Raw genomic sequence first — 14,219 nt, 5'->3', positions numbered from 1 at the left:
TAACTATTATGTTTGAGAATATATATCTAAAGAGTTCTGTTTTTGGATTTTATTCTTATTGAAATCTTCTTTGGGGGATACTCCAAATTTATGAGAGTACTCTCTGGAAAATTGATTTGGACTTTCATAGCCTACTTGATAAGCCACATCTGTCACTGTTTTGGCATTCATTAACAGTAAATTCCTTGCTGTAATGAGGCGTATCTCTTTTTGATATTGTAAAGGGCTTATGGCTGTGATTTTTTTAAAGTGCCTATAAAAGGAGGTGGAGCTCATTCCCAGAGTCCCTGCTAATTCAGGCATATTTATCCGGTCGTTGAAGTTGTTTCGAATAAAGGTGATGGCTCTCGAAATCGTACTTGCATTACTGTTAAAGTAAACTAAATTTCTAAAAATGGGACCAAATGAACCTGTGATTAATCTGTAATGAATTTCTTTGATAATCATAGGTCCCATTATTTTTACATCACCCTCAGATTGTGCAAGCATAAGATAGCGTTTTAAGGCATCAGTGAGCTCATTATCCGGCTGATGAACCTCAACTGCTTTGTTATCAAAGGAAGAAAAGGGAACATCCTTTATATCATCATACAGACTTCTTAATATATTTATATCCACACGGAAAACGATCGACATATAGGGATATTCTACGACTCTGGAGATCAGAGGCATATCATGACAGATGCATAGACAATCCCCCGTTCCTATCTTGAAAGTCTTATCATTCCATATAGTTTCTTTTGATCCTTGCAATATAAGGCTAATGAGTGGTTCATATATGATTCTCTCAAAAGTCGTTTCTTGTTGTAGATAGGAAAACTTAAGATGGGAAAGAAGATTGCTTACCCTTGTTCTTTCTTCATTAAATTCTGATGCAATAATGGGATAAACCATTTTTCTCAGCTCTTGAATGATCATTTCCAGTTTGTATCTCCTTTAGGATTTTATACATGAGATTAGGTCATTTGGTAGAAATAGGCAAGTCTGAGGATGCATCAGGCAGGATTCCATATTAGGAAACTCATTAAGCTTTTTCTGAAAATTAAGAAGGAGTTGTGAGTGAATGAATAGAGTAGAGTACAAACAAGAATCGAAAATGGCTGGAAAAGATTCTTTGAATAAGTCCCTAATTCTGATTATGTCTATAGCTAGTGGGTTGACGGTCGCCAATCTATATTATGTTCAGCCATTGTTGGCAGAAATTGCTGCTTATTTTCATATTGGATTAGGATATTCAGGTCTGATGGCTACTTTTACACAAGTTGGAGATGCCTTAGGGTTATTGCTAATTCTGCCTATGGCCGATATTTGGGAAAAACGAAAACTCATCCTGACAATGTTATCAGGGGCGTTTATATTTCTGTTAATACTATTTTTCTCTCCAACGATGAGCATAGCATTATTTGCATCTTTTGGAATTGGCTTTTGCTCTGTTGTTCCCCAGCTAATAATACCTTTTGCTGTACAGCTGTCATCACCAAAGGAAAGGGGAAAGGTAATTGGGAGTATAATGAGTGGTTTGTTGATCGGTATTTTACTATCACGAGTGGTTAGTGGCTTCATTGGAAAATATATGGTTTGGAAAAACATTTATGCCATAGCCGCTTGTTGTATGTTGTTGCTTTGGTTGGTATTACGTTTTGCTCTCCCCCAAAGATATGGAGACTCCAATATTAAATACACCGAATCTCTAAAATCAATGTCCTCTTTACTGAAGCAGTTTCCAGTATTGAGAGAATCCTCAATTATTGGATTTATGGGTATGCTTGCATTCAGTGCCTTTTGGACAGCATTAACATTTTTACTGCAAAGTTCTAATTATCATATGGGGGCGGATGTAGCTGGCTTATTTGGTTTAGTTGGAGTCGTAGGTGCATTATTTTCACCATTGGCAGGCAAGCTTTCGGATAAAAGGGGGCCAAGATTTACTGTGGGAATAAATATTGTTGTTATCATTGCTGCTTATGTCGTTTTTGCCTTTTGGGGATTTAAGGTCTCTGGACTCATTATTGGTGTCATACTCCTTGATTTAGGGATTCAATCTTGTAATGTCAGTAATCAGACCAGAATCCATCAGTTAAGTGATGAGGCACGTAGTCGTGTCACTTCTATTTATATGGTCTTTTATCTTTTAGGCGGATCATTAGGTTCTTTATTAGGAGCCTTAAGTTTTCAGCACTTTGGTTGGATAGGCGTATGCTTTGTTGGATTTCTCAGTCAGTTTATTGCAGGCACGGTACATATTAGGGGCTCTGGCCATCTGCTGGAAATACAGATGTCTAGGCATTAGTAGATAGTCGGGAGGGGGAAAAAGGACTGGTAGTTATGAATAAGCTCTTTCTTTTTCTCCTTCAGCCTATTCCTACTCATTTTATATAGGGGAGGATTGAGGTAGAACATTTCTAATAGTTCCTGGACCTTTGCCTCGTTCTTGAATTTATACATATCCGATCCCCAGGGGCTTCCGGTGGCCAATAACCTCCTGAGGATACAAGGATTTCAGGAAGGGTAAAGGAATCTCCTCCTTCCGAGCTTACGGCTAATTTCTTTTCTCAACCAGGCTTTATGACTCTCTTCGCTTGTAGTGGGATGAAGGGGGTTGTAGTTCTCATAATATTCCCCGGCAGCATCACAGTCAATGAAGTAGAAGGAAAGGGGGAGTATTGATAATAAGAGTACTACCCCGTAGTAAATAGGGCTACACACCAGAAAATAAAGGACAAGATGATATATCCCCAGAAATATATCCTATATCTTAGATACTCAGTTACCTTTATGTCATTGATTCTTGAATTTATCTCTTTAGTTTCCTTCCAAAAATGTGACTGCCTTGCAAAGCTAAAATAGGGATTTGATTGCATTTCTATTCCAATACTACTACATCTTTTCTTGATGAGATTGGCGATCATGGGAAATAACAAAAATTGAGCTACACTAGCTACCAGTAAATTCGAAAATGCGATCTTAAGTAATGTAGGTAGGTTATTAAAAAAATCTATAATTATCATTCAGTCTCCCATTTAAAGTACTATTCCTAGTCTCACCTATACAATATAAATTTAGAAAAGGGGATTATAAGAGTCTAGAGTTTGGAATAGTAACCAAATTAATTGAATTTTGAAAGAGGCCCACTTGTTATATGCGGTCTTACTAATCATTTAGAATTTCCCTCAGATAATCAAAGTTCCCTAATAGGAGTCTTATCCTCCTTAGAAATCAGTCCTTCAACCCATTCACACCATTCTAATTCCAGTTCAACATCCTTTATTCCTTTTTGCAATAAGAGGAATGATCCGATCTTAGGTGACTTGAGAGTCATAAACTTATCTCCAAATTTCTTCTTTAAGTCACTAAGTTTTTTATTATACATATCTATGCGGGTTAGGCACCTCTGTTTGGCTTTCCCCAGTAATTGTCGTATTTCCTCATCATTCAATATCTGAATAGAAAAGAATCTCATCGTTAATTCATCTTTTTTTGTGGGCATCTCTAGATCATCATGTATCCATTCTTTTAATTTTGTGATGCCCTGTTCGGTTATTGAGTAAAGTTTTTTATCTGGCTTTCCCTTTTGTTTTATCCATACATAACTAAGCAAATCATTCTTTACCATATTCGTGAGTAGTGGGTAGATAGCACTATGATTCGTGTGCCAGAAGGTTTTGATTCTCGAGGTTAATTCATAACCGGTTAATGATTCGGAAGCCAATAAACTAAGAAGACCATAGGTTAATTTATTCATTACAATGATTCCTCGCTACTCATGGATATGTATATATTGACATATTAACATGGCTTTTATAATATCGCCATATGTCTTTTTTGACATATAAGGTGTGTTGATGGTTGAAATGCAAAAGCGTAATGAGAATTTAATGATATTCAGTTTATTAATAGGAGGAGTGCTGACCCAGCTTTCTACCAGTACTGTTAATATTGCGATTCCTAATTTTATGGCTGCTTTTAACAGCTCACTGGATATGGTCAGGTGGACTATAACAGGATTTATGCTGGCCACAGGTATAATCGCCCCCATTACTTGCTACTTAGGGGAGAGGTTCAGCTACAAATACCTTTACGTAACGGCTTTATTAGGATTTACCTTAAGTTCCGTCGGCTGCGCCCTTGCCACTAATATTCAAACCCTGATTCTTTTTCGTATCCTACAGGGTATTTTTAACGGAATTGCCATGCCTGCTTCTATGTCTATCATTTATCAGGTTATCGAAAGGCATCGTCAAGCTTTAGCCATGAGTCTTGTTAGTTTTGCCCTTACAATCGCTCCTGCAATTGGTCCAACCTTGAGTGGATTCCTTATTGAATCCTTCGGATGGAAATCAATCTTTATCTTCAACATTCCCATAGGTTTGATAACTACCTTATTAGTTATTAAATCCATTCCCTTTTATAAGCTAAATCCCCCGGAAGGTTTTGATCTTATTGGCTTTATAACCAGTATAATGGCTACCACATTATTGCTCGTAGGGGTTAGTAATATTTCTATATGGGGCTGGGACTCTATAAAGTTTCTTACTTTTATAACGGGTGGTTTGGTGTTATTCGTCATTTTTATGTTGCGACAAAAATATGCTACCTATCCTATACTCGATATAAGTGTTTTTAAAAATACGACCTTTTCCATAAGTATGTTATTGAGAGGTATTGTGACCATGGGGTTATATGCAGGATCTTTATTAACACCTCTGTTCTTACAGGATGGGCAGGGTAGTTCAGCTCTCCACGCTGGGTTGGTGCTATTACCAGCATCATTCGCTATGGCCATCACAACGATCATCATTGGTAGAATCTATAATAAAGTTAAACCTGTTATGATCATTCAGATAGGAATATTAAGTATGTGCATTGGTTCCTATTTATTATCCAAGACTTCAATCTCAACCAGTCATCTCTATATAATGGGGAGTCTGGCCTTTAGAAATATAGGAATTGCCATGGCCCTTATCACAACTACCATGTTTGGTATGGCCTCCTTAGATCGAAAGGTCTCAGGGAATGGATCGGCTATTAATAACTGGATTTCACAGAGTATTGGTTGCTTTTCCATTGGAATCTTTACCTCTCTTTTGTCATCCCGTACCATACATTACAAGAAGATCATGCCCCTCATAAACAATGATAAGCTGTCCCTTATTCAAAGTATTAATGACATCTATCTCATATCTGTTTTTATTATTTTTATTGGCTTTCTTGTGACCTTTCTGTTTAAGAGATCTAGTAACTTACTAACAAGAGGAAGGTGAAGCAATAAGGGCTAAAATAGTGTCCTCTTAGTATGAACACCATATATAGCCATTGTCCTGTTGGATATGAAGGGTATCTTGTATTAATAGAAGTTGACATCCGTCCTGGTATTCCTGGTATGGATATCGTAGGCTTACCGGATGCTGCTGTTAGAGAAAGTCGTGAACGAGTGCGAATAGCACTTAAAAAGTCAGGATTTGAAATGCCTAGAGGCCGGATTGTTATTAACCTGGCTCCAGCCAGTTTAAAAAAACTTGGATCAAGATTCGACCTATCAATCGCATTGTCCATTTTGATAGAATCAAAGCAGATTACCGTTAAAGAAAGAAGTATGCTGGTTCTAGGAGAATTGGAGCTCTCCGGTTCTGTGAGAGCTGTTCCTGGCAGTTTGGGTGCTATAAAAATGGCAAAACAAAATGAAATATCTACATTAATATTGCCTTCTGACAACGTATCCCAGGCCTCCTTATTTCCTGGGGAACATATTATCTTAGGTACTTCTTTAACGGAGGTAGTCAATAAACTAAGAGACTGTCAATATTCTAAAATTAAATGGTCAAAATCAATAGATACCCCAAGTCAGCCTGAATTATTGTTAGAAGATATTCATGGTCAAAAGGCTTTGAAAAGAGCTATGTGCATAGCTGCCTCTGGATATCATAATCTCCTCCTATGGGGGCCCCCTGGTGGTGGGAAAACAATGGCGGCCCTGCGTTTACCCGCTTTGCTTCCCTCTATGACTAAAACAGAGATCTTGGAAGTATCACAAATCCATTCCTTAAAATCAAATACCAGACATGATTTAATCCTAAGGCGCCCCTTTAGGATGCCTCATCATACTTCTTCCCGGGAAGGTTTAATTGGAGGTGGTCGGGAATTATTACCGGGAGAAGTCTCATTAGCCCATAGAGGTATTTTATTTCTTGATGAAGCTCCGGAATTTAAGTCTTCTTTTTTACAAGCCCTTAGAGAACCTCTGGAATCCGGCCGTGTTGATTTGGCCAGAGCTGATAATGAGTATTGGTTCCCTAGTCGTTTTCAACTTATATTGACAGCAAACCCCTGTCCTTGCGGGAATTTAGGCAAACTAGACGCAAGATGTCTTTGTTCAAGTAGAGAGATCGAAACCTATTGGAAAAAATTAGGAGGTCCTCTCCTGGATCGTATTGATATTAGAATTCCCGTATCTCCTACAAATCAGGCGGAATTATTGAAAGAACCATCCTCAGAAGATTCTACCCTTATAGTACAGAATAATGTAAAGGCAGCCTGGAAACGCCAGATAAGGCGTAATAATGGTAAGTTGAACTCCCATTTATCAAGTAGAGAGATAGCCCAATATATCAAGCTCCCATCTGAGTTAGAATTAGTATTTTTTGCAGAGGTAAAAAATACTGGTCTAAGCTCTCGGGCTGTGCATTCCGTATTAAAGCTTGCACTGACCATTAGTGATTATGATGGTTCTAATATTACCAAAAATTGCTTATGGGAAGCGATTAAGTATCGACAATATGGGAATGAACCAGGATGGCCACTGACAACATCACTCTAATATCACTTTCCCAAAATATTCTGGTCTGTGAAAATCTGGTTCAGGAGTGTTTATCTCACTCCAAGTCAAAAAGTGAGCCTGTGTTAATTCATCACCGCATTTATAGAAATTGGCCCTAAAGCAGTCCCCTTTTGAAGGAAGGCGATCTATCCACAAAATGTCCAGAGGGATTTTAATGGTCAATGTCCATTTATCTTTTAATTGAACCTCAGAGAAGGGAGTATTTCCTAATGATGAGAATGTTTCAATTCTATCTAGTGAGTTTTGATCCAGGAATTGGTATTCCTGTCGTGACTTTCTTCTGGCCGCATATTTCGTCCCAATGGCATTAAATTCAAAATTAAAGTAATACTCGTCTATAGGGCTTACAAAGAACTCTACACAACTATCCTTATGAACCTCTGAGTTATTGTCTGTGTGAATTGCTTTTGTGTAATCTTCTTGAACTTTATAATGTATGAAAAGAGAATCCTTGTTATAAGCTGTCCAAAAATGAACTTCCGGAGTATAGGGATAAGCTTGCCAATTAACAGTATTAATGGGGTGCTCTTGTGTGTGCTCCTCTAGGTAAGTTCCTATAACTTCTATATCTGGAGTAACATAGGGAAGCTGTGTTATGTGAAGTTCTGTCATAGATATTTTCTCCCATAAAAGTAAATAATTACATTATGGGAGATACAATATCATCTTATATTACTTACTTACAGTCCCTACAGTGACTCCTTCTAGTAGGTATTTATAGAATCCTAAGAATAAGATTAAGGTTGGAATCGTAGAGATAAAAGCTCCTGCCATGAGTACCCCAATTCCCCGGTAGGGATCACCCCAACCTGCGGTAAAGCGAACTAAGGTTATTGGTAACGTTAATTTCTGAGGGGAATTGAGTACTAATAAGGGCCATAGGAAGTTATTCCATGAGTTTATAAAGGTCATCAAAGATAGAACCACCAGAGCAGGCTTAACGAAGGGTGTCACAATGGAAATCATGAATCGGAACTTTGAGCATCCATCAATCCAGGCAGCATCTTCTAAATCTTTGGCAATACCCACCATATACTGTCTAAGTAAGAAAACTCCAAAGGTGCCACCCACTGCAGGAAAGATTAAAGCAGCAAAGCTATCCATCAACCCCAGGGTATGGACAATGAAATAATTAGGAACTAAAAACAAAATAGGTGGGAAGGCTAGTACACAGATATACAGAAGAAAGATCGTTCTTTGACCTTTGAATTTAAGTCGTGACAAGGCATACGCCGCTGGTATACACACGGCAATAGTAAGCAGAATAGTCAGTAGTCCAACTAGAAAGCTATTCAGTATTCCCTTAGTCACACTAATACCGCTAATAGAGGCAAATAGATAGGAATAGTTCTCAAAGGTAATATGCTCCGGTATCCAATGGGGTTTGACTTCTTGAATAGCTTCTTTTGTCGGCTTAAGGGAGGTCGAAAGCATCCATAGTATGGGGGAGAACCATAGTAAGCCTATTATCCATGAAAAGACAGATAATACTGCATTTCCTAATGTCTTTCTCTTAATCATATTTAGTTATCCTCCGCATTTGAGATAGATTTGGTCATTCCCATTAATTGGATCACTGCAAATATTAAAATGACAGCAAAGATATACCAAGAAATAGCCGCAGAACGGCCCAAGGCTTGTCTATTGATTCCAGTGGAAAATAGATAATAAACCATGGTTCTTGTTGAACCCGCCGGACCTCCTTCTGTAAAGAAGTACACCTGATCAAATAGGCCAAAAGCTAATAAAATCTGCCTAATGATATCAAAGAACAGAACATTGCGGATCCAGGGCAACGTTATGTAGACAAAGCGTCTAAAGGCACCAGCACCATCTAATTGTGCGGCTTCATACTGTTCTGAAGGAATGCGTTTCAAGGCCCCTATATAAAGTAGAACACTAAAGCCGACAATCCACCAAATAGTAACGATTACTATGATTATCCATGATCTAGTGCTTGTACCAAACCAGGAAATAGCGTTATCAATAATTCCTAGATGACTGAGGTAGTAATTGGCTAAACCTCCGGGGTGAGAGGCAAATATCCATTTCCATGTTGTTAGTATTCCTACGGAACCGAAGAAAGTGGGAGAGACAATGGCTATAAGAATCCAGAGTTTTCCTTTGATATCCTTCGTTAAAATACTGGCAAATAATAGGCCTGTGACAATAACCAGGGGAGAACTAACGGCGGCAAAGATCACAGTGTTTTTAACCGTTTGCCAGAATCGAGGATCTGAGGCTATCCGACGATAGTTTTCAATTCCTATAAATGCTTTCTTGCCTAATAAACTCCAATTAAAAAAGCTAATTCCACTGTTAATAATTAAGGGAATAAAGATAAAAATCATAAAGAACATTAGATGTGGTAATAGATATAACCAGGGGGATAAATTTTTTTTCATATAGACCTCTCTTTACTGTTAGGCAGGAGGGAGATAATAACCGGATTATCTCCCCATTCTTCTTCCTTACTGCATAGCCCAATAATCATCCAATACATACTGTACGGCCTCAGAGGCCTTTTCCATTGCTTCTTCTGGTGATAACTCTTTTGTGAGTAAGGCTGATTGAAGATACACGGATATTTCATCCTGAACTTCAGAGATATAGGGAAACATTTGAAATGATTTTACATAAGGAACTTGTTGAGCCACTGTCCAAATCAAAGGCAGCTGTTCTTTTAATTCATCGCTTTCTGCAATAGAGATTCTGGAGGGTGTTTGACCAGCTCTGTACCAATCCAGCATATGATCCCACAAGTATTTAACCCATCGCATAGAGGCTTCCCGTTTGATAGGATCTGCATTTCCATCCTTTGTTAAAGCAATAATATGGGAACCTCCAAAGACGGATTGAGTTGATCCCAGTTGAGGTGCTGCTGCATATCCAAAGTCTGATCCGAATAGTTCATACCAGGCATTTATTGTCCATACCCCTGTTATCAGTACAGAAGAATCTCCCGATTCAAAGGCAGGACCTGCATCTACTACAGTATCTGGTATGATTCCTTCCTCCTGCAATTGCATAAGGAACTTGATGACTTCTACTCCTTTTTCTTTAAAAGCAGGACTCTTAAAGTCTTCACTTAGAAAATCTCCTCCAAATTGCCATAACAGATGGGCCCATATCCAACCCCAGGTTAAATCTTCGTAATAGGGAGTTACTCCTTTGGGGGTTATCCTCTTTAAAGCCTTCATATCTGCTACAAATTCTTCTCTATTTATGGGAGGATTGTCTGGATCAAGTCCCGCCTCAAGGAAGTTGGCTCTGTTGTAGGCCATATAAAAAATCCATACATCTAAAGGTATACCAAGGATACTGTTTTCCCTTTCAAGACCTGATAATAGGTTAGGGTAGATATCATTAGTATCAATACCATGATTCATCAAATCTTCTATTGGAATTTCTTCAAATTGATCAAAATATAGTGGCATATCAAATTTTCTTATTAGAACAACCTCTGGAGCTGAGCCGCTTGATACTCCTGTTGAAAGCTTTTGCTTGTATTCTGTAGATTGTTCTACAACGAAATGGGATACTTTTATATCCGGATTTGCTTCATTAAACCCTTGGATAATCTTATCCATATAAGATCCATCTGCACCTGATAGTGGTGTTAGAAAGGTAATATCTGTAACTTTCTTACCAGATTCATTTTCATTACCATTCTTTTGACATCCCGCAAATAGAATCATTACTCCTATGAGTAAAATCCTTAAAAGATTACAAATTGAACTCTTTATCATACATACTCTCCTTACAAGAACACTTTATGATGAGTTTTTTTTGTGGTCAACAGAAATCTAAACTAATATAGATATATCTAAATATAATCCCTATTTAATTACATAAAAGTCTTGTTCTAAAATTATATATGTACTAATTTATTAATATCTAAACTATAACTAGCAGAAATATAGGTGATAACTTTGATACATTTGAAAGATATTCGTGATGGCTCCATCATTTTTAAAGCATTAGGTTCTGATGTCAGACTGGAAATCCTGTCATTAATAGCAGAACACGGTCAGTTGAAAATAAATGATATAGCCACTCATTTGAATTTAACCAAGGGCGCCTTAACGAGTCATATTAAGCTACTCCAGGAGGCTAACCTCATTAATATTACAATGGCTACTGGCAAGAAAGGAACACAAAAGCTTTGTAGTCTCACTCATGAAACCTTAGTAGCTGATTTCAAACATTCTATAAAAAAAGATTCTGTTTATGAACTTGAACTTGATGTGGGGCATTATTTTAACTTTGATGTAACACCAACCTGTGGAATTGCCACAGTTGACCACGTTATTGGTTGTTTTGATGATAACAGATTTTTTACCCATCCTGATCGAATCAATGCAGGTATTTTATGGCTTGCTCAGGGATATGTAGAGTATCGGATCCCGAATTTTTTAAAACCAAAACAAGTCATTGAAGAATTGGAAATAAGTTTTGAATTAAGCTCAGAAGCTCCGGGTGTTAATGAGAACTATCCTTCAGATATTCATTTTCACATCAATGATGTCCTCCTTGGATTTTGGACCAGTCCCGGTGATTTTGGTGAACCTCGGGGCTTATTAACACCAAGTTGGTGGTATCAGGATCTCAATCAATTCGGGTTATTGAAAAGGTTAATCATTAATGATTCTGGTACATTTATTGATGGTTTAAAGATCTCAGATATTGATATCAGCCAAATAAATACAAATCATACAGCAGATATTTCATTAAAAATCGGTGTTCCTAATGAAGCGGTTAACTGTGGTGGATTAACATTATTTGGAAAAGGCTTTGGTAATTACAATCAGGGCATCCGAGTTCAAATCAAATGGAAGGAAATATAAGATGTTTACGATAAATGATTTAGTCATCGAAGGATTATCAAATCCATTTATCCCATTTCGTGCTGATCCCTGGATATATAAGCATAAAGATGGGTATTACTATTTTACAGGGACAGTCCCTGACTATGACTTAATTGAACTCAGAAGAAGTAAAACTCTGGCTGAGTTAGAACAGGCTCGTCCTGTCAATATCTGGCATAAGCATCCTACTGGAATGATGGGATCTCATATCTGGGCTCCGGAAATCCATTACCTGGATAATAAGTGGTATATCTATTTTGCTGCTGGTGATTCTAAAGATACATGGAACATTCATAAATATGTGTTAGAGAATAGTTCTGACAATCCTCTACAGGGAGAGTGGATAGAAAAAGGGAGAATTGATACAGGACAAACTCATTTTACCTTAGATGCCACTGTGTTTGAATGTAATAATAAAAGATATCTTGTTTGGGCTCAGAAACCTGATTCCACTCCAGATATTAGTAACCTTTATATTGCTGAAATGGAAAGCCCCTGGTGTATAAAAGGGGAACCCTTATTACTTAGTCAACCAGAGTTCTCATGGGAACAACATTTGCATGAAGTGAATGAAGGTCCTGCTGTTTTAATAAGAAATGGTAAAGTTTTCTTAACCTATTCTGCTAGCGGAACAGATCATCATTATTGTATGGGGATGCTCATTGCTAGTGTGACAGATGATTTACTTAATGTTGATTCATGGAAAAAGAGTTCGGATCCTGTCTTTAAGAGTTCAGAGGATAACCATATCTATGGTCCTGGACATAATAGTTTTACAAAGTCTGAAGATGATAGTGAGGATTATCTTGTCTACCATGCTCGTAATTATAAGAACACAGCCGGTGACCCTTTAGACGATCCTAATCGACATACAAGAATACAAAAAATACTCTGGGACGAGAAAGGATATCCCATTTTGGGGAAACCTATACCTGAGTCAAGATAAATTAAGGAGTGGTAAATTGAAAAACAAGGTAATAATTAATCTAGATGCACCTGGATCAACAATAAGCAGGCACATCTATGGTCATTTTGCTGAACATCTAGGTCGATGTATCTATGATGGTTTCTATGTTGGTCCAGATAGTCCTATTCCCAATAAAAATGGTATTCGTCTTGATATCGTGGAAGCTTTTAAAAAGCTGGGTATCCCTAATCTACGATGGCCCGGTGGATGCTTTGCTGATGAATATCACTGGGAAGATGGGATAGGCCCCAAAGAGACCCGTCCAGAAATGATTAACACCCATTGGGGTGGTGTCGTGGAAAACAACCATTTTGGTACGCATGAGTTTATGGAGCTCTGTGATCTACTAGGTACGGAACCATATATAACAGGCAATGTAGGTTCCGGCAGCGTTAGAGAGATGTCTCAATGGGTTGAATACATGACATTTGATGGTAAAAGTCCCATGTCAGAATTACGAAAGAAAAATGGGCGTGAACAACCATGGAAGATTAAATATTGGGGAGTCGGTAACGAAAACTGGGGATGCGGAGGAGGAATGAAGGCTGACTTCTATGCTGACCAGGCTAGAAGATATTCCACCTATTGTAGAAATTATGGGGATAATGAGTTGTATAAAATCATCTGTGGCCCTAATAGCGATGATTATCATTGGATGGAAGTGATGATGCAAAAGTTAGTTGCTTGTCCTTCTGGATTACCTGAAGACAGATTTTGCAAGGGAATATCATTACATTATTACACTATCAATGGTGATTGGGATAATAAAGGTCATGCCCTAGACTCGGATATCGGCTTATGGAAAGAACTCATGTTAAATAGCTGGAAATCCAATACACTGCTGGAGCGTCATAAAACAATAATGGATCATTACGATCCCCACAAAAAGATAGGTCTAATTTTCGATGAATGGGGTATCTGGCATAAAGTGGAAAAGGACACGAATCCAGGATTTCTTTATCAGCAGAATACAATTCGGGATGCACTAAGCGCTAGTCTTCATTTTGATATATTTCATAAACATAGCGATAGATTACACATGGCTAATTTAGCCCAGGCAGTGAATGTCTTACAGGCTCCTCTATTAACAAAGGATGACCAATTAGTATTAACTCCCACTTATCATGTAATGGAAATGAATAAGAATCACATGGATGCTACCAATTTGCCTATATTCTATGATGAGACGGAACATCAGGATTCTTATAAGGACCAAAAGTACTCAGACTTCTCCCTATCAGCATCCAGGAAGAAGGATCAGTATTTGGTTTCAATGACCAACCTTAATCCAGAAAAGAATAAGGATATAACTCTGGATCTACGGGGGGATCAGGTTAGGAATATATCTGGCAGGATATTGCATGGTGAAAAACTAAATAGTCATAATAGTTTTGAATCCCCATCTGTAGTAACTCCTCAGGAGTTTTCTGATTACAGTAGAGAAGGTTCTCTTCTGAATATAAAACTTCCAGCCCGATCCTTTATTACCTTGAGTATAAACGAATAAAAGACTCTGTTCTTATGGGCTGTTACAAAATATTTATGTAAC

Annotated in this window: 14 protein-coding genes; 6 read left to right on the top strand and 8 right to left on the bottom strand. The window is 37.8% G+C overall.

Translation table 11 applies throughout. The annotated features are described in order from the left end of the window. Nucleotides 1–6: 6 nt before the first annotated feature. On the bottom strand, nt 7–918 hold the full coding sequence (locus K345_RS20425) for an AraC family transcriptional regulator (RefSeq protein ID WP_053228176.1): 912 nt from the start codon (nt 916–918) through the stop codon (nt 7–9). 145 nt (nt 919–1,063) lie between these two features. Here K345_RS20425 and K345_RS20420 point away from each other — a divergent pair, with 145 nt between their 5' ends. Further along, on the top strand, nt 1,064–2,290 hold the full coding sequence (locus K345_RS20420; protein ID WP_211227855.1) for an MFS transporter: 1,227 nt from the start codon (nt 1,064–1,066) through the stop codon (nt 2,288–2,290). On the opposite strand, the gene K345_RS23855 is transcribed toward K345_RS20420, so the two are convergent. The 3 genes from K345_RS23855 to K345_RS0108950 all read right to left on the bottom strand — a co-directional run bounded on the left by K345_RS23855 (nt 2,287) and on the right by K345_RS0108950 (nt 3,742). Beyond that, entirely contained in the window at nt 2,287–2,475 is a 189-nt protein-coding gene (locus K345_RS23855; protein WP_028973874.1) for a glycoside hydrolase, read from the bottom strand. The two genes, K345_RS20420 and K345_RS23855, sit on opposite strands and share 4 nt — an antisense overlap. A 203-nt stretch (nt 2,476–2,678) precedes the next feature. Next, nucleotides 2,679–3,008 carry a hypothetical protein gene (locus tag K345_RS0108955; RefSeq protein WP_028973873.1) on the bottom strand — a complete coding sequence of 110 codons (330 nt, stop codon included), beginning with the start codon at nt 3,006–3,008 and terminating at the stop codon, nt 2,679–2,681. Between the two features lie 170 nt (nt 3,009–3,178). After that, entirely contained in the window at nt 3,179–3,742 is a 564-nt protein-coding gene (locus tag K345_RS0108950; RefSeq protein ID WP_028973872.1) for a PadR family transcriptional regulator, read from the bottom strand. A gap of 100 nt (nt 3,743–3,842) precedes the next feature. Between K345_RS0108950 and K345_RS0108945 the strand changes: the two genes are divergently transcribed. Together K345_RS0108945 and K345_RS0108940 are read left to right on the top strand one after the other, a co-directional pair. Beyond that, on the top strand, nt 3,843–5,261 hold the full coding sequence (locus K345_RS0108945) for a DHA2 family efflux MFS transporter permease subunit (protein WP_028973871.1): 1,419 nt from the start codon (nt 3,843–3,845) through the stop codon (nt 5,259–5,261). A 32-nt stretch (nt 5,262–5,293) separates the two neighbouring features. Beyond that, complete coding sequence (locus K345_RS0108940) at nt 5,294–6,814, top strand: YifB family Mg chelatase-like AAA ATPase (protein WP_028973870.1); 1,521 nt, start codon at nt 5,294–5,296, stop codon at nt 6,812–6,814. On the opposite strand, the gene K345_RS0108935 is transcribed toward K345_RS0108940, so the two are convergent. The 4 genes from K345_RS0108935 to K345_RS0108920 all read right to left on the bottom strand — a co-directional run bounded on the left by K345_RS0108935 (nt 6,806) and on the right by K345_RS0108920 (nt 10,584). After that, nucleotides 6,806–7,447: a carbohydrate-binding family 9-like protein gene (locus K345_RS0108935; RefSeq protein WP_028973869.1), complete on the bottom strand. Its 642-nt coding sequence runs from the start codon at nt 7,445–7,447 to the stop codon at nt 6,806–6,808. The genes K345_RS0108940 and K345_RS0108935 overlap by 9 nt on opposite strands. Before the next feature lie 60 nt (nt 7,448–7,507). After that, nucleotides 7,508–8,356, bottom strand: a complete 849-nt coding sequence (locus K345_RS0108930) for a carbohydrate ABC transporter permease (RefSeq protein ID WP_028973868.1) — start codon at nt 8,354–8,356, stop codon at nt 7,508–7,510. Between the two features lie 2 nt (nt 8,357–8,358). Next, nucleotides 8,359–9,240: a carbohydrate ABC transporter permease gene (locus tag K345_RS0108925; protein ID WP_028973867.1), complete on the bottom strand. Its 882-nt coding sequence runs from the start codon at nt 9,238–9,240 to the stop codon at nt 8,359–8,361. 66 nt (nt 9,241–9,306) lie between these two features. After that, nucleotides 9,307–10,584: an extracellular solute-binding protein gene (locus tag K345_RS0108920; protein ID WP_028973866.1), complete on the bottom strand. Its 1,278-nt coding sequence runs from the start codon at nt 10,582–10,584 to the stop codon at nt 9,307–9,309. Between the two features lie 183 nt (nt 10,585–10,767). Between K345_RS0108920 and K345_RS0108915 the strand changes: the two genes are divergently transcribed. From K345_RS0108915 to K345_RS0108905, 3 genes are read left to right on the top strand one after another with little or no spacing between them, the layout of a single operon-like run. Beyond that, complete coding sequence (locus tag K345_RS0108915) at nt 10,768–11,682, top strand: ArsR/SmtB family transcription factor (RefSeq protein WP_028973865.1); 915 nt, start codon at nt 10,768–10,770, stop codon at nt 11,680–11,682. A 1-nt stretch (nt 11,683) separates the two neighbouring features. Then, nucleotides 11,684–12,649 (top strand): glycoside hydrolase family 43 protein, encoded by a 966-nt coding sequence (locus tag K345_RS0108910; protein WP_053228174.1) that lies wholly within the window; start codon nt 11,684–11,686, stop codon nt 12,647–12,649. Between the two features lie 16 nt (nt 12,650–12,665). Then, nucleotides 12,666–14,177 carry an alpha-N-arabinofuranosidase gene (locus tag K345_RS0108905; RefSeq protein ID WP_028973863.1) on the top strand — a complete coding sequence of 504 codons (1,512 nt, stop codon included), beginning with the start codon at nt 12,666–12,668 and terminating at the stop codon, nt 14,175–14,177. Nucleotides 14,178–14,219 lie beyond the last annotated feature (42 nt).

Origin of the sequence: Spirochaeta cellobiosiphila DSM 17781 (genome assembly GCF_000426705.1) — a bacterium.
Lineage (GTDB): Bacteria > Spirochaetota > Spirochaetia > DSM-17781 > DSM-17781 > Spirochaeta_E > Spirochaeta_E cellobiosiphila.
Note: the sequence above shows the minus strand (reverse complement) of the source record. Positions and strands in the feature narration are given on the sequence as shown.